Genomic DNA, 20,210 nt, shown 5'->3' with positions numbered 1-20,210 from the left:
TGGAGTGAGTTGACAATATGTTGGTCCAACGCACAAGAGGGGTGCGCAAATTTGAGCACACTCTGAAATTACGACAGAATGCGCCCAAAAATCACGGCGCCAGATGCCGGAAAGCGGCGACAACTTCCTCGTAGACCTTCCGCTTGAACGGCACGATCAGCTCCGGCAGTTGCTGCATCGGCTTCCAGTCCCAGCGGTCGAACTCAGCCGTATGACCGCCGGGCGGCGGGTTGATGGCGATCTCGCTCTCGTCACCCTCGAAACGATAGGCGAACCATTTCTGCGTCTGGCCGCGATATTTGCCCTTAAGCGCCTGACCGACCAGATGCCGTGGCAGATCATAATTGATCCAGTCCGGCGCTTCGGCAAGCAGCGAGACCGACTTCATGCCGGTTTCTTCATAAAGCTCGCGCAATGCGGCTTCGACCGGGTCCTCGCCCTTGTCGATCCCGCCCTGCGGCATCTGCCAGAGCTGCGTCGCGCCATCCATCTCATCGCCCGGAATGACGATGCGATGACCTGCCCAGACCAGACCGGCCTTGTTCAACACCATCAGCCCGACACAGGGGCGATATGGCAAGCTTTCAGGATCGACCGGACCTTTATGCTTCGACATGACATTCTCCGTGATATGTAAGTTTTACTGACGTTCCGGGTCACGGACCAGCGCCGAAACCGGAACGATTTCGATGCCGCGTTTCTTGACCTCGTTGGCCCAATCCCGCACCGCATCGACGGTCACGCCAAAAGCGGAGCCGGTGCCAATCGCGCTGCCATTGGCGCGTGCAATGCGTTCCAGCTCTTCGAGACGGTCAAGCACCGCCGAGCGGTCCTGTGACGCGTCGATCAGCACATCGGCAGCAGCAAATGGTACGGCGTCCTTTTGTGCGATCCGGTCGGCCTGACTACGCGCTGACGTGCCGTCATCCAGATAATAAAGCCCGCGCCTGCCGATCTCGCCCAGCACCGGCGCGAATGCTTCCGCCTCGCCGGTAAAGCGCGCGCCCATATAGTTCATCACCCCGGCATAATTGGTCATGCGCGACAAGGCCCACAAAAGCGACGTCTGGTTTTTGGCGACCCCGTCATCCACCGTCAGCGTATTGCGCCCCGGGTTGATGCGCGGGTAATCGAATGGCTCCATCGGCAATTGCAGCAACAGCTCGTGGCCGTTCTGGCGCGCCGCCTGCATCCACCGCTGCAGACTGTTGCCCTGCGGCGCAAAGGCCAGCGTCACTTCCGATGGCAGCTTGTCTACAGCTTCCATGCTACCGGTCTGTGACAGGCCAAGCCCGCCAATAACCAGCGCAATCCTTGCGCCCCGCGCACCCGACCAGCCCACCGCATAGGCATCCATCGGGCGCAAACCATCTGCCCCGCGCACCGGCAATGGTCCGGTCGGGCTTTTCTCGACCAGCGCCTTTTCCGGCAGATGCGCGACCCGCTGGTCCTGCCCTGCCTTGTGCTGGTTCTGAACAACGACGACATTGCCATCTGCCGTCCCGGCAGTGACATTGGGCATATCAGGCGTGACCTTGATGATTGCCGGGCCGGTTTGCTGCCCCCCGGTTCCGCGCAGCGCGGTGCCCGGCGCGGGTGTGTTACCGGTCGCAGTCGATGCCTGCTGCCCAGTTTTGACCGCGGCGTCGGGCGGCGTTTGCGCCTCGGCAATTGCCGCCTTTTCAGGTTTGCGAAAAGCATCGCGGTTGGTCTGCCAGACGGTGAACATCATACCGCCCGCGATACCCAGTACGACTGCCGCGCCCAAGCCAAGCAAAGACCAACGAAAAGCGCGGGAGCGTTCGCCCCCGCGCTTTCGCGGTTTCTTGTCCAGTCCGAGCGGGCTGTTCAGATCCAGCATGGAACGATCAGTTCAGCACGCCCTTCTTCGGATCCGGCGGGAATGCGGCATTCGCCACTTCACCACGCAGAAGCTTCAGAGCTTCGTTGAGCTGGATGTCATCCTTCGGATCGGCAGGAACATAGGCCGACGAACCGGAGCCATTGTCATCTTCGGCATTACCCTTGATGTGGCCCTTGAGTTCGGATTCGCCGCGAACGACGTCCTCACCCTTTAGTTCCGGCGGCAATGGCTGTTCCACCTTGATGTCCGGCGTGATGCCCTTGCCCTGGATCGACTTGCCCGATGGCGTGTAATAAAGCGCCGTGGTCAGACGCAGCGATCCGTTTTCGCCAAGCGGGATGATGGTCTGCACCGAGCCTTTGCCGAAGGACTGTGTGCCAAGCACCGTCGCGCGGCGGTGGTCCTGAAGAGCGCCCGCAACGATTTCCGAAGCGCTGGCCGAACCGCCATTGATCAGCACGATCACTGGCTTGCCGTCGGTCAGATCACCCTTGCGGGCGTCAAAGCGCGTCACGTCCTGCGGATCGCGGCCACGAGTCGAAACCACTTCGCCCTTGTCGAGGAAAGCGTCGGAAACAGCCACGGCCTGATCGAGCAGACCACCCGGATTGAGGCGCAGATCAAGCACGAAGCCCTTCAGCTTGTCGCCCGGGATCTTGCTCTGGATATCCTTGATCGCCTTGCCGAGATCTTCAGCGGTCTGTTCGGTGAACGAAATCACGCGCACATAACCGACATCGTTTTCGACACGGTAACGAACGGCCTTCACCTTGATGACGGCGCGCGCAATCTTGAGCGTGATCGGCTTGTCGACGCCCTGACGCATGAGCGTCAGCTCAATCGAGGACCCGATTTCACCGCGCATCTTGTCGACCGCATCGCTGAGGCTGAGGCCCCGCACTTCCTGACCATCGATCTTGGTGATGAGATCGCCCGCGAGAACACCGGCCTTCGAGGCGGGCGTATCGTCGATCGGCGCAATCACCTTCACCAGATCATTGTCCATGGTGACTTCAATGCCGAGGCCGCCGAATTCACCCTTGGTCTGCACGCGCATATCCTGCGCGGCTTCCGGATTGAGATAGGACGAATGCGGATCGAGCGAGGTCAGCATGCCGTTGATGGCGCTTTCCGTCAGCTTCTTGTCATCTGGCGGCGTCACATATTGCGCGCGCACACGTTCGAAAATATCGCCGAAGAGCGCCAGGTCTTTGTAGACGTCAGCATCCTTGGCGGCTGCGAAAGCCGTCGAAGCTGGAGCGCCCTGCACCATCACCATGGCGGAAGCTCCCATCAGGGCTCCGGCGAACAGCAGCGACAGTTTACGTATCATTTTTACGTCCTTCCAGAAAGCCGCTCGGTCCACCATGGGGCCGGATCGACGGGTTTTCCATCTTTTCGAAACTCAATGTAAAGCAACGGCGCACCATTGCCCACCTCTATCGGCGCAACACTCGCGAGAAGTTTATCGCCCATCGCCGCGACCGGCTCGCCCGCCAGTACAAACTGGCCTTGCGCCACATCGATTCGCCCCATGCCTGCCATCACGATATGATATCCATTGCCAGCATCGAGGATCAAGAGTTGCCCGTAAGATCTGAACGGTCCCGCATAAAGTACAACGCCATCGGAAGGTGACGTAATCGTGGCAGAAGGCAAGGTTTCCAGCACCTGCCCCATCATCGCGCCGCCAGCACCGTCCTTGTCGCCGAAGCGGCGTGCAGTTTTGCCCGCCGCCGGGAGTACCAGTTTTCCCTGTAGGGAAGCGAAATTCGTCTGCGCACGCAGATGATTGTCATCGGGCGTTGCCTCGCCTGCGCGCTCCCGCGCCGACGCCAGACGCTCGGCTTCCGCCTTGCGCGCCGCATCGGCGGCGTCACGCACGCCCGCCATCTGCTTGTCAAGCGTATCGATCAGTTCCTTGAGGCTGCCCGCCTTCGCCGCCAGTTCTGCCGAGCGCTTGCGCTGCGCTTCCATTTCCTGTTCCGACTGCGCCTGCAGCTTTTTCTTTTCTTCAAGCAAAAGCGACTGGCGCTTCTGCTCCTCGGCCTGCGTGGTGCGGGTCTGTTGCAGCTTTTCGCGCTCCTGCGTGATGGAAGCGGTGACCGTCTGCATATCCTTCAAATCGCCGGTCAGCTCTTCCACCTGCCCGCGCATTTCCGGCACGACCGCGCCAAGCAGCACGGCGCTGCGCACCGATGCAAGCGCATCGTCGGGCCGGACGAGAATGGCAGGCGGCGGATTGAGCCCCATACGCTGCAAGGCTGCCAGCACTTCGGCCAGCACCCCGCGCCGCGCCCGCAACGATGTGCGAATACCGGCCTCCTGCTCGTGCAGGGAGACCAGCTTTTCGGCAATATCGGCAATGTCCTGCTGTAATTTCTTGTCGGTCTTGGCCGACTGGATCAGGGCGGCGGTGATCGTGTCCTGATCCTTCTTGAGGCTCGCAACCTCGCTTTCCAGCTGCTTGAGCTTGTCTCCGGTCACAGTCAGTTCACTGGTCAGCTGCTCATATTCGCCTGCCGCCTGATCGCGCTGCTGCTGCAAGGCATCCTGCGCAATGCCGGACAGAGGATACCCAATCATGCCAATAACAGTGAAGGTCGTAAACAAGCCCACCCGCGTTAGAGCGAGCAGCCGGAGCTTGCTGGGAAGAAGTACAGGACTCATGCGTGTTCTATCGGGACGAAACAAGGCCAAATTCAGAGCCGAAAACGGTATCGGGACCAACCTATCCCGATACCGTTAACGAAACATCAACCATAAGCCCGATGATCGCAAACCCTGATTACCAAAAAAGAGTTCGTTTCCAGAACGACATCAAGCAGCCATCAATCCCAGCTCGACTTTTCTGCGCCGCATCATTTCGCGCATGGAAGCCGTGCGATGGCTCGCCTTTTCGTCAACCATTTCGGTTTTTTGCCAGATGCCGTATTGCTGCCGGAAATAATCGATCACCAGCAGGTCCGCATCCACGCGATCCTGTCCGTCTTCGACATGGTTCAGCAGCGCGCTCACGCCGCTTCCCTTACCCTCGGCGCGGCGGCTGTTTTCACCGATCATCCAGATGGGAATGCCGCGTCTTTCCAGATGGCCGGAAATCCAGGGATCATCCACGGTCCACATGATGTCGGGAATATCGTAGAACAATTCATCGAACCAATCGGGATGAACGAGAACGCCAGCGAAGCCGGAAATCTGATCGACATAGCCCGGCGTGCTCAGGTCCGGCTTGTGCAAAAACAGCGAAGCAATGCGCTTCATTCTGTATTTGCCGTCCTTGACCCTCCAGCGACTGCGCGGAAGCCGGTCGGCAGGCCTGCCTGCATCGGCAATATCGGGAAATGTTTCACCGACTTCAACAATGCAATGACCCGGCTTGCGCTCAGCTTCCGTCTTGAAGCGCCGGTGCCAGTCGGCATCGTAAATCTTGTCGTCGTCGCAGAACAGAATATCCACGTCCCGCCCCTTGAGATCACGGGCAGCCGGTAAAACCTTGGTCGCAGGGCCGAAATCTTCGTCACAGCGGACGATCGTTATGCCCGCAGGCACTTCCGGCAACCGCCCATCCCAATCGGGAAAGCGCCTGTATGTGTGCGGTATATAAAGCCGAACTTCAGCCGCCTTCAGCCTTTGTGACAGAAGCGACAGCAGCGTTGGCTTTAAAAGGTGAAACCGGGGCGGAATGGTCGAGAGCGTGATGACGGTAGGCTTACTCATTTCCTCGTGCATTTCAGAATATTCTAATAAAAACAATAGAGTAAGACCATTAAACGCTTCTGTTTGCAGAGTGCAATCCCAAGAAGAAACGCTTTAGCAAAGAAACAAAGATTTTCACGACCGATGATAAGGATGGCCAGCCAGAATGGTTGCAGCGCGATAAAGCTGTTCGGCAATCAGAATGCGGGCAATCTGGTGCGGCCAGGTCAATTCGCCCAGCGCCAGAACCAGATCGGCGCGCGACCGTAATGCCGGGTCGTGCCCATCTGGACCGCCGATGGCGACGATCAGCTGCCGCTTGCCATCATCACGCATGCGCCCGATGCGCTCGGCAAAGGCTTCGGAACCCAGCGCCTTGCCGCGTTCGTCGAGAAGAATAAGAGCCGCGCCATTATCCAGCGCTTCATGGATGCGTTGCGCTTCCTCGGCCTTGCGCAAATCAACGGTCTGGCCACGACTTTCCGGGATTTCGCTCACACCGGCGAATTCCAGCCCCAAAGGCGGGCCAGCTTTGGAAAAACGGTCGAAATAGCGCTCGACCAACTCCCGTTCGGGGCCGGCTTTCATCCGGCCCACGGCATAAACACTCACACGCATCGCGCCCTCAATATGGCAGGAGTTAAAGCCTGCCGGGTCGCAGCAGACGACAGGTCAATGGACGGTTCCCAACGCGCGTTCGTCGTCGAAATCGTCATCGAGCCATATCTTCTCGATATTGTAGAAGTCACGGACTTCCGGTCGGAAGATGTGCACGATGATATCGCCCGTGTCGATCAGGACCCAATCGCCACTTTCTAGCCCTTCGACCCGCAGGTTCTTGCAGCCCGCTTGATGCAGCGCCTGCAAAAGATGGTCGGCCACAGCCGTCACATGACGGTGCGAACGGCCCGACGCGACGATCATATAATCGCCGATCGTTGATCTTCCGCGAATGTCGATGGGGATGATGGATTCTGCCTTGGAGTTTTCGAGACTGGCCAAGGCCGCGTCGAAGGTCTGGGACACGAGATCTGTCTCGTTCATCCTGACCGGTGAAGGCGCGTGGTGAGCCTTCTTCTCAAGTGCTGTTCTCAGTGTATTGCCTTTCTAACAAGAACAAGCTGCTACGGCAGTTAAAAGCACCGTACATAGCTAAGATAGGCAGAGTCCCTGTTTTGTTTCAAGAGTCAGGACCTTACAGGGCCGTTCACTTTTTCAATATTTTGTTCTTTTTTGCGCATATCTTGTTGAGACAGCCACGAAACCATCAAGATCGTGTACCCGACTTGCGAATGGCGCTTGATGAAAGCGAAGAACGCGGCCCATGGATGAAGGTCCAGGCCGGTGGTGTGCGGCGCGCCAGCGTCGGCGCATATTGCTCGTCCAGACGGCTATGCGAAAAAGTCTGCGCCATGCGCGACGACAGGTAAGCCAGCGTCGAGCCGGGACGGTCGATCACCGCAATCGGGAAATTATTGGCGATCTCGCGCCAGCGCTGCCAGCGATGGAAGGAAGCCAGATTATCGGCGCCCATCACCCAGACGAAATGCACACCCGGGTTGGCGTCGCGGATCAGGGCCAGCGTATCGGCGGTATAGCGCACGTTGAAGGCAGCTTCGAGCGCCGTCACCTTGATGCGCGGATCGCTGGCGATTTCCTCGCTCCACCGCAACCTTTCCGCCAATGGCGCCAATTCGCGACGGTCTTTCAACGGATTACCGGGCGTTACCATCCACCAGAGCTGGTCGAGCTTCAGCCGCCGGATGGCGATCTCCGCGACCAGCGCGTGACCCCCATGCGGGGGATTGAACGAACCGCCAAACAGGCCGACCGCCATGCCTTTTTCGGCATGCGGCATGCGCAGATAATGCGCACCCACATCGGGATATTGTTCCTTCAATGCGGAAAGACCGAAGCCAAAGCGCATCAGCTTCGAATCTGCCCGTTGCCGCGAACGCGATATTTGAACGAGGTGAGCTGCTCGACACCCACCGGGCCACGCGCATGCATCTTGCCCGTGGCGATGCCGATTTCCGCACCCATGCCGAACTCACCGCCATCCGCAAATTGCGTCGAGGCATTGTGCAGCAAAATGGCGGAGTCTATTTCGTTGAAGAAACGCGCAACGGCTTCCGCATCCTCGGCGACGATGGCTTCGGTGTGATGCGAGGAATACCGGTTGATATGCCGGATTGCGCCATCGACACCATCCACAAGCGCCACGGAAATGATCGCGTCCAGATATTCGGTGGCCCAGTCTTCCTCCGTCGCCACTATCGCTGCCGAATAGAGCGCCCTCACCTCTTCGCTGCCACGAATTTCGCAGCCCTTGGCGGCCAGATCCTCAAGGATCGGCACCAGATGCGTCGAAGCGACGGCGCGATCCACCAGCAACGTTTCCGCTGATCCACAAATGCCCGTGCGCCGCATCTTGGCATTGACCGCGATCTTGCGCGCCATGTCGAGTTGGGCGGTTTTGTCGACATAAAGATGGCAGATGCCTTCCAGATGCGCAAAAACCGGCACCCGCGCTTCCGACTGAACGCGCGCGACGAGGCTTTTGCCGCCGCGTGGGACGATCACATCGATAGCGCCGTCGAGGCCCTTCAGCATTTCACCGACCGCCGCGCGATCCGTCACCGGCACGATCTGGATGGCATCGGCAGGCAGGCCGCCCGCTTCAAGTCCCGCCACCAGGGCTTTGTGAATAGCCGCTGACGAATGGGCCGAATCCGAACCACCGCGCAGGATCACCGCATTGCCAGCCTTGAGGCATAGCGCGCCCGCATCCGCCGTCACATTGGGGCGGCTTTCATAAATGACGCCGATAACGCCGAGCGGTGTGCGCACGCGCTCGATATGCAGACCGTTGGGACGATCCCATTCGGCGATAACCGCGCCAACCGGGTCAGGCAATGCTGCAATGGCGCGGATGCCCTCTGCAATCGCCTCAATGCGCTTGTCGTCCAGCGTCAGGCGATCCACGAAGGAAGCGGCCATCCCACTCTCGGCGGCATTGGCCAGATCAAGCTTGTTGGCGTCGAGAATGGCGTCGCGGCTTTGGAGAATGGCGTCGGCTGCGGCCAGAAGCGCCTTGTTCTTCTGTTCCGCACCCGCAATCGCCAGTGGTGCTGCGGCGGCTTTCGCCTTGCGGCCCACTTCGGCCATGATCGCGGCTATGTCGCTTCCAGCTTCCACTTTATTCAGCATCCTCTCCCCGCCTTTCAGTGTTCAGGCATTTTCGGTCTCGGCAGCCACGGCTGCGCCGCGCACCACGAGATCATTGCGATGGATCATAGCCGCCCGGGCATCATAGCCAAGAATGGTGCTGATCTCATCGCTTTTATGTCCGGCAATCTTGCGCGCATCATCGGCATCGTAAGCAATCAGCCCACGCGCAATCTCGCGACCGTCCTCGTTTAGCACGGCAACCGTGTCACCACGTTCGAACTGGCCGCTCACTTCCTTCACACCCGCTGGCAAAAGCGACTTGCCCGATTTCAGCGCCTTCACGGCACCTGCATCCACGGACAGACGGCCTGCCGGTTCCAGATTGCCGGAAATCCAGGTCTTCCAGGCGTTGACCGGCGCGCGGGCAGCTTCAAACAAAGTCGCACGCTCACCGCGATCAATCGCCGAAAGCGGCCCCATGCGGATACCCGAGGTGATGATCATCGCCGTTCCAGCGGCATTGGCGATCTTGCCCGCGTCAAGCTTGGTCTTCATGCCGCCGCGCGACAGTTCGGAAGCAGCTGCACCAGCCATCGCCTCGATCTGCGGCGTGATGGTTTCCACCAGCGGCAAAAACGCGGCATCCGGGTTCTTGTGCGGCGGCGCCGTATAAAGCCCGTCAATGTCAGAAAGCAGGATCAGAAGATCAGCGCCCATCATGGTCGCCACGCGGGCGGCCAGACGGTCATTGTCGCCATAGCGAATTTCTGTCGTCGCCACCGTGTCGTTCTCATTGATGACCGGCACGGCCTTCAGCTTCAAAAGCGTCTCGATGGTCGCGCGCGCATTGAGATAGCGGCGACGCTCTTCAGTATCGGAAAGCGTCACCAGAATCTGGCCCGACTTGATGCCATGGCCGCCGAGCACGTCGGCATAGGCCTTGGCGAGCGCGATCTGACCGGCAGCGGCTGCGGCCTGACTTTCCTCAAGCTTCAGCGCTTTCTTCGGCAGACCAAGCACGGTGCGCCCCAGCGCGATCGCGCCCGACGACACCACCAGCACCTCGACGCCTGCGTGATGGAGGGCGGCAATGTCCTGTCCCAGGCTTTCCAGCCAGTCGCGCTTCAGCCCCTTGGCGCGATCCACCAGAAGGGCGGAACCAATTTTTACAACAATGCGGCGATAGTCTTTCAATTGCTTCAGCATGCTCTCATTCCTCTCGCCGCATTCAGTCTTATTCTTCGACTTGCGCCGTTCCGGCTTCCTGTGCGCGACTTGCATCGATAACAGCCCCAAGCTGGCGGAGCGCATCGTTCATGCCTTCATGGCTGACAGCGGAAAGCAGCAGCGGATCGCGCCCGCAGGCTTTCTTCAGCGCCTTGGCCTTGGCCTTGCGCGCATCGGAATCGAGCGTATCGATCTGCGACAGCGCGACGATTTCCGTCTTGTCAGCGAGACCATGTTCATAGGCTTCAAGCTCGCCGCGAATGACCTTATAGGCCTTCGCCACGTCTTCTTCCTGCGCCGACACCAGATGCAACAGAACCCGCGTGCGCTCGACATGGCCGAGGAAACGGTCGCCAAGGCCCACGCCTTCGCTGGCGCCTTCGATCAGACCCGGAATATCCGCGATCACGAATTCACGTGCATCCACGCGCGCAACACCAAGATTTGGGTGAAGCGTGGTAAATGGATAGTCCGCAATCTTCGGCTTGGCTGCTGTCACACTGGCCAGGAAGGTGGATTTGCCTGCATTGGGCAGACCGACCAGACCGGCATCGGCGATCAGCTTCAGACGCAGCCAGATGGTGCGCTCGATGCCTTCCTGTCCGGGATTGGCGCGGCGCGGCGCGCGATTGGTCGAGGTCGTGAAATGCAGATTGCCGAAACCGCCATTACCGCCCTTGGCCAGACGATAGCGCTGGCCGACTTCGGTGATATCGCAGATCAGCGTTTCATCATCTTCTTCAAAAACCTGCGTTCCGACCGGGACTTTGAGAACGACATCGTCACCCTTGCCGCCGGTCATGTTGCGGCCCATGCCATGCATGCCGGTCTTGGCCCGAAAATGCTGCTGATAGCGATAATCGATCAGCGTGTTGAGACCATCCACGCCTTCAACCCAGACATTACCGCCCCGGCCGCCGTCGCCGCCATCGGGACCGCCGAATTCAAGAAATTTCTCGCGGCGAAACGATACGGCCCCTGCCCCGCCGTCGCCGGAGCGGATATAGATCTTGGCCTGATCGAGAAATTTCATTGAACCTTACCTCTTGCGGCGCATTCACGCCTTAAACCCGGGCCCGCGCAACCTATTGCGCGAGCCAAATTGCAATTACAGCAAAACCCGTTTCCTGCAAACAGTTGCAGTAGCCGGATTTCATCCGATTTTGTCTTTCCAGACCGCATCGCTGAAGTCGATATAGAGCAGTTCCTGATCCAGATACTGCCCCTGCACAAAAAGCGACTTCGGCTCAGTCCCATAGGTCTTGAAGCCGAGCGCCTCATAAATCCGCTTTGCCGGTTCGTTCGTCGCCACCACCTTGGCGTCGAGAACGATGACATGCGCCGCAGCATGTTCGATAACTTTTTGAACCAGAGCCTTGCCCAGTTCCAGTCCACGCGCTTCCGGCGCCACATAGACGCCCCAGAGCGTTCCGCGATGACGTTCGGACTTGCGTTCATGACGAAACACGCCTGCCGTTCCCAGCAGATTTTCACCGTCGAAAGCACCGAAGATGATATTGCCATTCACCTGTTCCAGACGGCGCGCAAACACGCTGTCGGAATAGGCATTTTCTTCCTCAAAACTCGAACCAAAGGCCAGTGGCGCGCGGCTCAGTGCGCTCAGTCTGATGGCGCGATAGCGATGCAGATCGCCCTTATCCAGGGCGCGCAGCACGATCTTTTCTGGCGCGCTTCCATGTTTATCATTCATTTCGCTCTCCGATAATTGCGGACCCTGCGGACAAGGCCGCAGGGCCTCATTATCTTATGACTGCCAGCTTCTCAGGCCGATCCAGGTGCGCCGGTCGAGAACATAGCGTTCGACCGGAACGTTTCCGGCGGCAAGCGTATCCGACATGCCCATGCTGCTGAACTGGAAGCCGCACTTGTGAATCACACGGCGCGATCCGTTGTTGGTCGCCCGGCAGGAAATATGCAGCCGGTTGACCGCCGTTGCCCGGAACACCAGATCGATCAGCGAATGAGCGGCCTCAGTTGCAAAGCCGTGCCCCCAATAGGGTTCGCCCAGCCAGTAGCCGATCTCCAGCCCGTCGCCATGTTTATTCGCATGGATGCCGCAACAACCCATAAAGATGCCGGTCTCAGCTTGTGTAATGGCGTAGATGCAATTGCCCATCTCGCCTTTTCGCACGCGATCAACAAAATCGACGGCATTCTCACGCGTATATGGATGCGGCATGCGAGTGAGCATGCCCGAAACACGGAGATTGTTGGCAAGATAGGAAATGGCATCTACGTCTTCGACATGCGGCGGGCGCAGAACCAGCCTTTCGGTGACCAAGACGGGGCAATCTAAAACGGGAGCCAACTCAGGCTCCAGATCAGCCGCCAGACCGGGGGAGAGATCGGCAAAACCCTCATCCCGGCTCATACAGCTTTCTGCGTAACAATCTTCTTCTAAAACGTCGACAACCATTTTTCTGTCCTCCAGATGCAAAAAGGGAAGATGGTGGTCCCATCTTCCCTTCGATCTTTTGGCTAGGCTGCCATATACACCGGGTCCGATGGGACGCCGGTGGTTTTAAGAGGCCCGGCTTACTCTGCTGCTTCCGCGATCGGGTTTACCGATACGTACGTGCGGCCGTTGGCTTTCGTACGGAAAGATACGGAACCGTTCGTGGTTGCAAAAATAGTGTGGTCCTTGCCGAGGCCAACATTGGCGCCCGGATGCCACTTCGTGCCGCGTTGACGCACGATGATGTTGCCAGCGAGCACAGCTTCGCCGCCAAACTTCTTCACGCCAAGGCGTTTGGATTCTGAATCGCGACCGTTACGCGAGGAACCGCCAGCTTTTTTTGTGTGCCATTGGTGTTCTCCTTTAATCTCTCTACTTACTCAGCCGTTTCGGCCTTGGCTGCAGCCTTCTTAGGCGCTGCCTTCTTCGGCTTTGCGGCTTCGCCTTCAGCGGCTTCTGCCTTCGGAGCCTTCTTCTCAGCGGCCTTCTTGGAAGGCTTTGCGCCGTCGGTGAGGATCTCCGAGATACGGATCGTCGTCAGTTCCTGACGATGACCGCGGGTGCGCTTCGAATTCTGACGGCGACGCTTCTTGAACGCGATGACCTTGCGGGCACGGCCCTGTTCGACGACTTCGGCGGTCACGAGAGCGCCTGCGACGACTGGTGCGCCAATGGTCGAGCCGACCATCAGAACTTCTGCGAATTCTACGATGTCACCGGCTTCGCCAGCAACTTTTTCGACCTTGATCAGATCGTTTGCGGCAACGCGGTACTGCTTGCCACCGGTCTTGATGACTGCGAACATTTGTTGTCCTTTCGGTTGTTCGGTCCGGCTCTCATTTCCACGACATTAGCGCCGAAGTGATGGGCCGTCTTTTTATCAGTCGGTTAAGTGAAGGGCTTGCGCCCCTTGATTGCCGCCCCGGAAAACCCGGAAATCATCAATCAAAACAATAGGCGCGGATTGCCCCACGCCTAAGGTCTGGTGCTTATAGGTTCGGAACGTGGGAAAAGTCAAGAATTTTCACGAGAGAATGCAAATTAGGTCTTGTCTAATTGCAATCAGCCCGCTATTGAGCCGCTACACACTTAGCATTCGCTTTTGATGCTGTTTGACGGTGCGATTATATAGATCGCTTTACCGGATTGCACAATGCGGAGAGGTGGCTGAGTGGTCGAAAGTACCGCACTCGAAATGCGGCGTGGGGGTAACTCCACCGTGGGTTCGAATCCCACCCTCTCCGCCATTTTCTTCATCGAAATCCATAACCTAGCATCGCAGCAATACTTCTCTGTGCCCAATGAACCATGCTAGAAGGCAGCATGAGTGTGTTGTCATCCGTTGCCCCCATTTATAATCCGCCGCTGGAGCCTTATATCTCCATAGTTCATCGCGATGCGGATCTTCTGGTGCTGGACAAGCCAAGCGGGCTTTTGTCTGTCCCCGGTCGGCATCCCACCCTCTCCGACAGCCTTGCCACGCGGGTGCAAAAGCAGTTTCCCCGCGCGCTGATGATCAACCGTCTGGACAAGGACACGTCCGGTCTGGTCCTGATGTCGCTGAACAAAAAAGCCCATGCTTATGTGGCCGCGCAGTTCGAGGCCCGGACCACCGAAAAATCCTATATTGCCGAAGTCTGGGGACATATGGACAGCGACGAAGGTTTCATCGATCTGCCGCTGGCTATCGATCCCGACAACAAGCCGCGCCATCGGGTCGACCACGAGCATGGCAAACCGGCCCAGACACGCTGGCAGGTCTTGAGCCGCGGTGAAAACAGCACGCGCTTGCGTCTCTTTCCTCTGACTGGCCGCACGCATCAATTACGCGTCCATATGCTGGCAATCGGTCATGTCATTCTGGGCGACGAGTTTTATGCGGACGGCGCGGCACTGGCAGCAGCCGACCGCTTGCTTCTGCATGCGGAACAGCTAGCCTTCCGCCATCCCGACGGGCGCGACGTGACATTCACCGCGCCTTGCCCGTTCTGATCCTGTGTCGAGATCATAGATGTCGCAGAAAATAGATACATCGGAGCTGGTTGTCGATTTCGTCGGCGGTGCTGTCGGTCACCGGTTTCGCTCCGGTGAAGGACGCGGACAGGCGCTTGCCAAAGCCGTTGGCTTTACCGGCAGCGTCACACCCGAGATTGTCGATGCGACGGCGGGTCTAGGACGCGACGCATTTTTGCTCGCTTCGCTTGGCGCTCGCGTCACCTTGATCGAGCGCTCGGAAAAAATGCATGCATTGCTGGCGGAGGGTCTAGCGCGCGCCGCGGCAGAAGGCGGCCAATATGCTGAAACCGTGGCGCGGATGACCTTGCTGCACGGCGATTCCTGCGAGCTGTTGCCAGCGTTGCGGCCACAGGTGGTGATGGTCGATCCGATGCACCCGCCACGCGGCAACACGGCGCTCGTCAAAAAGGAAATGCGACAGATCCGCGAGATCGTTGGCACTGATCCCGATGCGGAAAAGCTGATGCAGGTGGCGCTCGAAGCAGCGGTCAATCGGGTGGTGCTGAAGTGGCCGTTGCGTGCCGAACCGATGGCGGGCTTGCGCAAGCCCTCACATCAAATCTTGGGCAAAAGCACCCGTTACGATGTATTCGTCAAAGCTAAACTTACATAAAATCTTGCCGTAAAGCCGCCAGATTTGTGGCCCCGACAATGCGGAACAATAAAGCTGTAGCAGTTTTGATAATTCGGTTTAATTTGGAAACGCTGCATTTCGTAAAACGTAATTCATAATATTATTGAGGGCGTATGAAGACACAGATGGATCTGACGACAGCGCCGATCAATCAAGCCCTGTTGCTCTTCGCCTTACCGACGCTTGGATCGTCGATCCTGCAATCGGCAAACGGTTCCATCGATACGATCTGGATCGGCCATTTGCTCGGAACGGATGCGCTGGCGGCCACGACCAACGGCAATCTCGTCATGTTTCTGCTCACGGCCTTTGTCTTCGGTTTCGGCATGGCCTCGACCATTCTGATCGGGCAGTCTTTCGGGCGCCGCGACCTCGAAACCGCGCGCGCCATCACGGGCACCACGCTTGGCGCTTTCGTGCCGATCAGCATACTCGTTTCCATTGCTGGCTGGTTTCTGGCGCCGCATGTCCTGACGCTGTTGGGTACGCCGGACATAATCGCGCCTCTGGCCCGCGCCTTCCTGCAAGTCACCTTCGTGGCCATGCCTGCCATCCTTATGCAGACAATCCTGATGATGGCCCTGCGCGGCAGCGGCGACTCCATCACGCCTTTGATCTTCATGGGCCTGGCGGTCATCCTGGATCTCGTCCTCAATCCCCTGCTCATCCTCGGGATCGGTCCGATCCCGGCCTTGGGCATATCCGGCTCGGCGCTCGCCACTGCGGTTGCAAATTACATCAGCCTCGCAGCCATGCTGTTCTACATCTATCGCAAGGATCTCCCCTTGCGTTTGAAAGGTGAGGAACTGCGGTTTCTCATACCAGACCTCAAAGTGCTGAAACTGATCTTCAGCAAGGGGCTGCCGATGGGAATCCAGATGATCGTGGTTTCGAGCGCTATGCTGACTATGATGCGGCTGGTCAATCAGGAAGGCGTCGATACGACAGCTGCCTTCGGCGCAACCCAGCAGCTATGGACCTATGTGCAGATGCCAGCCATGGCGCTTGGCGCGGCGGTCAGCGCCATGGCCGCCCAGAATATCGGCGCCGGCAACTGGGACCGTGTCAGCAACATCACCCGCACCGGTGTGCTCTATGCGATCCTGATGACCGGTGTTCTCGTGGTTGTCCTGCTCATGGCCGACCGGCAGGCGATGGAGATATTTCTCGGCGCTGACAGTTCTGCGATCCCGATCGGCCAGCATATCGGCAAAATGGCGACCTGGGGGTTCATCGCCTTTGGTGTCTCCATGGTCCTGTTCGGAACGGTCCGCGCCAATGGACAGGTGATCTGGCCACTTATCATTCTGTTCGTATCAATGTATCCGGTTCGGCTCGGCGTTGCGGTTGGCTTGCGCGATTGGCTCGGTGTCGATGCACTTTGGCTCAGTTTTCCGGTCGCCATGCTATCCACCATGCTGATGGCGGGCGTTCTTTATCTTCGCGGCAACTGGCGCGAAAACAAGTCGATGAAGGTCGACAAATATGAACAGGAAAACGTTGTCGCTTCGACATCGCAGACAGCTGAAGCAGCTCCGTCCTGCAATGTGCTGGCGCCCAATGCACCGGCTGTGATGGAGGGAAGTGCATCCAGCGTGCGGTAAATTCGCCTGCAATCTGTTAACTGCATGATCAGTCGGATGCGTTGAAAACAATGCAAAATTAGCAGTGCCGACCTGTTGCAATCTCTCTTTGCTTGGTTCATATAGCGCGGGCCTGACAGAATCGGTTCTTGATAGAATCGGCTGGCGCGAGCGGGTGTAGCTCAGGGGTAGAGCACAACCTTGCCAAGGTTGGGGTCGAGGGTTCGAATCCCTTCGCCCGCTCCAGTTTTCTGATCAGTCTAGCTTTCAAAATCCCGGCTTCGTCCGGGATTTTTTGCTTATAAGCGGTCTGAGTCCGCCTCGAACCGCAACCACTGTCTCAGTTGTTTTTCAGGAATTTAAACGGAACGCCGGAGATGAGCGCCTTCACATAGCGCTTCTTCTGATAATAGCCGTTCAGCGACACACGCGGCAGTCTCATAAGGGATTGAACGCGGTCACAGCTCAACACGCCCGGCTGGGTGGTCACCCCAACGGCAAACCCTGCATCTGCAACTGCGGACGTCTCTCGTTCACCAACGGCAGTCGGCCAGCCATAGGGATAAGAGAAAGAGCGCGGGCGCTGCCCGACATAGCGTTCTATAGCAGCAGCAGACTGCTCTATCTCCTGATGCAGCCTATCATCCTTCACACGACGCAGATTGACGTGGTTGATCGTATGCGCGCCAAAATGAACCAACGGGTCTTTCGCCAGTAAGCGTAACTCGCCTTCATCCATCACCAGATTTTCGACAATCGCCATTGGTGCCACGCCATGGAGCTGCGCTGCCGCATCGATCCGGCGCACAGCTTCATCTTCATCGATAGCCTGAACAAAGTCTGTGAACCGATCAAAAGCTGCTAGCTTTGCACTGAGTGTCTCGCAGCGAACATTGACCATCCCTCTGCCAAAATCGAACGCGAAGCACGACGCCTTACGCGTCAATGCTTCGGCAGTTTCCCACCATGCGCTGCGCTGCCGTTCCACAAACCCGGGATTGATGAAGATTGTGTAGGGGACAGAAAATTTTGCGAATATCGGCGCCGCGAACGTGGCGTTGTTGCGATAGCCATCATCAAGGGTGAACGCCACAAATTTGCGCCTGTCGCCCTTATCAGCAAGCAAAGCGGGCAGGTCATGCAAATGAACGGGTGTTAGCCCTTCACCGATTGCCGCGCTGATCGCTTCTTCCAGAAATTCCGGTGTGACCGACAGATGTGCATTAGGGGAAAATGGTTCAGCGACCGCAGGGCGAACATGATGCAAGGTAAAAATCACGCCACGTCCGGCGGCATTTGGGAAGATCGAGCGAACAAAGGGGACAGCAGCTACGTCAAGTCCGGCCCTGATCATGCCGTAGCGTAGAGAGGCGCACATCCCCTGAAACGATCGCATTGCACCGCGCGCATCCGAGCGCGCCCCCTATTAAGTAAAAATCAAAAAGGTCATTACACTATGGTTCGTCAACAAGTCATTGATGTACGTTGATAGGTACTGATTCAGGTCAGTACGAGCGCCTTATAGAGCTCTGCGAGGCACTCACCGCGTCCGGCATTGCACAATCTGAAATCTCGTTAGCGACTGACCTTGTTATCGTATAGCTATCTCGGCATCAAACTCTTTAGATGCACTTAATAAAACGCCACGCACTGCGTTCTCCGGCGCTTTTGAGTACCATGGTGGGGCTCAGGCTTTGGTCTTTTTGACACCAAAAGAGCCCTCCGCCTTTTTCTCGCCCTTAGAACGCGGAAAGCCCCGCATTGTTTATGCGGGGCTTTTGGTGTGATGATTTGGTTGCGGAGTCAGGCTAGCGCCGTTCGTCGTGGAATTGATTCGCTGGATTAATTCCTTGTCCTCCTCAGCCTTCAGGTTATGATGCAAGGGTGGAGACGTGACAGTGTGTTCAGGACGGGGCAGTTTTTCCGCCGGTGCGATCTGGTTTTGGAAGTGATTTAGGAAGTTTGGTTGCGGGGGCAGGATTTGAACCTGCGGCCTTCAGGTTATGAGCCTGACGAGCTACCGGGCTGCTCCACCCCGCGTTATTAAGTGCAGACCTCAATGGCCCGGGAGCGCAGTCAGGCGTAGCCTGATGAGGTGAGGCCGTTAAAAAATCGATTGAGTATCGATTTTAGGCCGAACGGGCTGCTCCGAGCCTGTCTCACTTATTTGTTGTAGTCGGTATTTTTGGCGATTATCGCATGTTTGGAGTGTTTTGTATGATTTGAGAAGATGTTTTGATTTGTGTGCTTGGCAGACCTGGCAGCGACCTACTCTCCCGCATCTTAAGATGAAGTACCATTGGCGCTGGAGCGTTTCACGGCCGAGTTCGGAATGGGATCGGGTGCAGCCGCTCCGCCATAACCACCAGGTCGGCGAAGAACACAAATTGAGAAGCTGGATTAGGGGAGTAGGGGAATAGGGCAGTAAGGGAGTATGTTAGCTCACTGTTTCATCTGCTCTTATTTTCTTTCTGCACTGATAAACAATAAGCACGCGACTGCGTGCCGCCGGTTTTCCGGCGCCCTGTCCGGAGCGAAGCGGCTTTAGCCGCGACAGCGTGAGGACAGAAGTTAAAGCTGGTATTCGTCAAGCGAAGCTTGATGGATACAGATAATGGGAGTGATCAAGTCGATCGAGCTATTAGTACCGGTAAGCTGCATGCGTTGCCGCACTTCCACACCCGGCCTATCAACGTGGTGGTCTTCCACGGCTCTGATAGGGAATACTCGTTTTTAGGTGGGTTTCCCGCTTAGATGCCTTCAGCGGTTATCCCGTCCGTATATAGCTACCCTGCTATGCCGTTGGCACGACAACAGGTCCACCAGAGATACGTCCATCCCGGTCCTCTCGTACTAGGGACAGATCCTATCAATATTCCTACACCCACGGCAGATAGGGACCGAACTGTCTCACGACGTTCTGAACCCAACTCACGTACCGCTTTAAATGGCGAACAGCCATACCCTTGGGACCTGCTCCAGCCCCAGGATGCGATGAGTCGACATCGAGGTGCCAAACAACCCCGTCGATATGGACTCTTGGGGGTCATCAGCCTGTTATCCCCGGCGTACCTTTTATCCGTTGAGCGATGGCCCTTCCACGCGGGACCACCGGATCACTATGACCGACTTTCGTCTCTGCTCGACTTGTCAGTCTTGCAGTCAGGCAGGCTTATGCCATTGCACTCGACGAACGATTTCCGACCGTTCTGAGCCTACCATCGCGCGCCTCCGTTACTCTTTAGGAGGCGACCGCCCCAGTCAAACTACCCACCATACACGGTCCTGGACCCGGATAACGGGCCGCAGTTAGACATCCATATAGGCAAGGGTGGTATTTCAAGGATGACTCCACAATGGCTGGCGCCACTGCTTCAAAGTCTACCACCTATCCTACACATGCCGACACGAATGCCAGTGTAAAGCTATAGTAAAGGTGCACGGGGTCTTTCCGTCTAACCGCAGGAACCCCGCATCTTCACGGGGAATTCAATTTCACTGAGTCTGCGTTGGAGACAGCGGGGAAGTCGTTACGCCATT

Annotated in this window: 19 protein-coding genes, 3 tRNA genes and 2 rRNA genes (1 of these 24 running past the window's edge); 5 read left to right on the top strand and 19 right to left on the bottom strand. The window is 57.5% G+C overall.

The annotated features are described in order from the left end of the window. Positions 1 to 91 precede the first annotated feature (91 nt). From QLQ11_RS10005 to rplU, 15 genes are all read right to left on the bottom strand, one after another. Positions 92 to 616, bottom strand: coding sequence for an RNA pyrophosphohydrolase (locus QLQ11_RS10005; RefSeq protein ID WP_109369847.1), 525 nt, complete (start codon positions 614 to 616; stop codon positions 92 to 94). A gap of 24 nt (positions 617 to 640) precedes the next feature. Continuing rightward, positions 641 to 1,861 (bottom strand): divergent polysaccharide deacetylase family protein, encoded by a 1,221-nt coding sequence (locus QLQ11_RS10000; protein WP_109369848.1) that lies wholly within the window; start codon positions 1,859 to 1,861, stop codon positions 641 to 643. 7 nt (positions 1,862 to 1,868) lie between these two features. Then, complete coding sequence (locus tag QLQ11_RS09995; RefSeq protein WP_121538681.1) at positions 1,869 to 3,197, bottom strand: S41 family peptidase; 1,329 nt, start codon at positions 3,195 to 3,197, stop codon at positions 1,869 to 1,871. Between the two features lie 2 nt (positions 3,198 to 3,199). After that, a complete protein-coding gene (locus QLQ11_RS09990; RefSeq protein ID WP_244597180.1) occupies positions 3,200 to 4,450 on the bottom strand; it encodes a murein hydrolase activator EnvC in 1,251 nt (416 codons plus the stop codon). 234 nt (positions 4,451 to 4,684) lie between these two features. Beyond that, positions 4,685 to 5,584: a glycosyltransferase family 2 protein gene (locus tag QLQ11_RS09985; RefSeq protein WP_124915903.1), complete on the bottom strand. Its 900-nt coding sequence runs from the start codon at positions 5,582 to 5,584 to the stop codon at positions 4,685 to 4,687. Positions 5,585 to 5,698: 114 nt separating this feature from the next. Beyond that, positions 5,699 to 6,181, bottom strand: a complete 483-nt coding sequence (gene rlmH / locus QLQ11_RS09980; RefSeq protein ID WP_109369852.1) for a 23S rRNA (pseudouridine(1915)-N(3))-methyltransferase RlmH — start codon at positions 6,179 to 6,181, stop codon at positions 5,699 to 5,701. A gap of 54 nt (positions 6,182 to 6,235) precedes the next feature. Beyond that, positions 6,236 to 6,607 (bottom strand): ribosome silencing factor, encoded by a 372-nt coding sequence (rsfS, locus tag QLQ11_RS09975; RefSeq protein ID WP_109369853.1) that lies wholly within the window; start codon positions 6,605 to 6,607, stop codon positions 6,236 to 6,238. 223 nt (positions 6,608 to 6,830) lie between these two features. Next, positions 6,831 to 7,490 carry a nicotinate-nucleotide adenylyltransferase gene (locus QLQ11_RS09970; protein ID WP_109369854.1) on the bottom strand — a complete coding sequence of 220 codons (660 nt, stop codon included), beginning with the start codon at positions 7,488 to 7,490 and terminating at the stop codon, positions 6,831 to 6,833. Further along, positions 7,490 to 8,773, bottom strand: coding sequence for a glutamate-5-semialdehyde dehydrogenase (locus QLQ11_RS09965; protein ID WP_109369855.1), 1,284 nt, complete (start codon positions 8,771 to 8,773; stop codon positions 7,490 to 7,492). Before QLQ11_RS09965 ends, QLQ11_RS09970 begins: the two co-directional genes overlap by 1 nt. A gap of 21 nt (positions 8,774 to 8,794) precedes the next feature. Continuing rightward, positions 8,795 to 9,940, bottom strand: coding sequence for a glutamate 5-kinase (proB, locus tag QLQ11_RS09960; RefSeq protein WP_109369856.1), 1,146 nt, complete (start codon positions 9,938 to 9,940; stop codon positions 8,795 to 8,797). A gap of 28 nt (positions 9,941 to 9,968) precedes the next feature. After that, entirely contained in the window at positions 9,969 to 10,994 is a 1,026-nt protein-coding gene (gene obgE, locus QLQ11_RS09955; RefSeq protein WP_109369857.1) for a GTPase ObgE, read from the bottom strand. 120 nt (positions 10,995 to 11,114) lie between these two features. Beyond that, entirely contained in the window at positions 11,115 to 11,672 is a 558-nt protein-coding gene (locus QLQ11_RS09950; RefSeq protein WP_109369858.1) for a GNAT family N-acetyltransferase, read from the bottom strand. A 54-nt stretch (positions 11,673 to 11,726) separates the two neighbouring features. Further along, on the bottom strand, positions 11,727 to 12,398 hold the full coding sequence (locus QLQ11_RS09945; protein ID WP_109369859.1) for a GNAT family N-acetyltransferase: 672 nt from the start codon (positions 12,396 to 12,398) through the stop codon (positions 11,727 to 11,729). Between the two features lie 119 nt (positions 12,399 to 12,517). Beyond that, positions 12,518 to 12,805: a 50S ribosomal protein L27 gene (gene rpmA / locus QLQ11_RS09940; RefSeq protein ID WP_283736109.1), complete on the bottom strand. Its 288-nt coding sequence runs from the start codon at positions 12,803 to 12,805 to the stop codon at positions 12,518 to 12,520. 8 nt (positions 12,806 to 12,813) lie between these two features. Continuing rightward, positions 12,814 to 13,242: a 50S ribosomal protein L21 gene (gene rplU, locus QLQ11_RS09935; protein WP_109369861.1), complete on the bottom strand. Its 429-nt coding sequence runs from the start codon at positions 13,240 to 13,242 to the stop codon at positions 12,814 to 12,816. A 352-nt stretch (positions 13,243 to 13,594) separates the two neighbouring features. Between rplU and QLQ11_RS09930 the strand changes: the two genes are divergently transcribed. The 5 genes from QLQ11_RS09930 (at position 13,595) to QLQ11_RS09910 (ending at position 16,916) form a co-directional block, all read left to right on the top strand. Further along, positions 13,595 to 13,684: transfer RNA gene (locus QLQ11_RS09930), tRNA-Ser, on the top strand. 76 nt (positions 13,685 to 13,760) lie between these two features. Next, positions 13,761 to 14,429: a pseudouridine synthase gene (locus QLQ11_RS09925; RefSeq protein WP_109370325.1), complete on the top strand. Its 669-nt coding sequence runs from the start codon at positions 13,761 to 13,763 to the stop codon at positions 14,427 to 14,429. A 19-nt stretch (positions 14,430 to 14,448) separates the two neighbouring features. Further along, on the top strand, positions 14,449 to 15,066 hold the full coding sequence (locus QLQ11_RS09920; protein WP_109369862.1) for a class I SAM-dependent methyltransferase: 618 nt from the start codon (positions 14,449 to 14,451) through the stop codon (positions 15,064 to 15,066). A gap of 134 nt (positions 15,067 to 15,200) precedes the next feature. Continuing rightward, positions 15,201 to 16,691, top strand: coding sequence for an MATE family efflux transporter (locus QLQ11_RS09915; RefSeq protein WP_283735961.1), 1,491 nt, complete (start codon positions 15,201 to 15,203; stop codon positions 16,689 to 16,691). 150 nt (positions 16,692 to 16,841) lie between these two features. Next, positions 16,842 to 16,916 (top strand) — tRNA-Gly (locus tag QLQ11_RS09910). Positions 16,917 to 17,010: 94 nt separating this feature from the next. Here the strand turns inward: QLQ11_RS09910 and QLQ11_RS09905 are convergent. The 4 genes from QLQ11_RS09905 to QLQ11_RS09890 all read right to left on the bottom strand — a co-directional run. Beyond that, entirely contained in the window at positions 17,011 to 18,066 is a 1,056-nt protein-coding gene (locus QLQ11_RS09905; protein WP_109369864.1) for a polysaccharide deacetylase family protein, read from the bottom strand. A 567-nt stretch (positions 18,067 to 18,633) separates the two neighbouring features. Then, positions 18,634 to 18,710 (bottom strand) — tRNA-Met (locus QLQ11_RS09900). A gap of 215 nt (positions 18,711 to 18,925) precedes the next feature. Continuing rightward, a 5S ribosomal RNA gene (gene rrf, locus QLQ11_RS09895) occupies positions 18,926 to 19,040 on the bottom strand. Positions 19,041 to 19,290: 250 nt separating this feature from the next. Further along, positions 19,291 to 20,210 (bottom strand): 23S ribosomal RNA (locus QLQ11_RS09890) (it continues 1,892 nt past the right edge of the window).

The sequence above is a fragment of the Ochrobactrum sp. SSR genome (genome assembly GCF_030067775.1).
GTDB lineage: Bacteria > Pseudomonadota > Alphaproteobacteria > Rhizobiales > Rhizobiaceae > Brucella > Brucella teleogrylli.
Note: the sequence above shows the minus strand (reverse complement) of the source record. Positions and strands in the feature narration are given on the sequence as shown.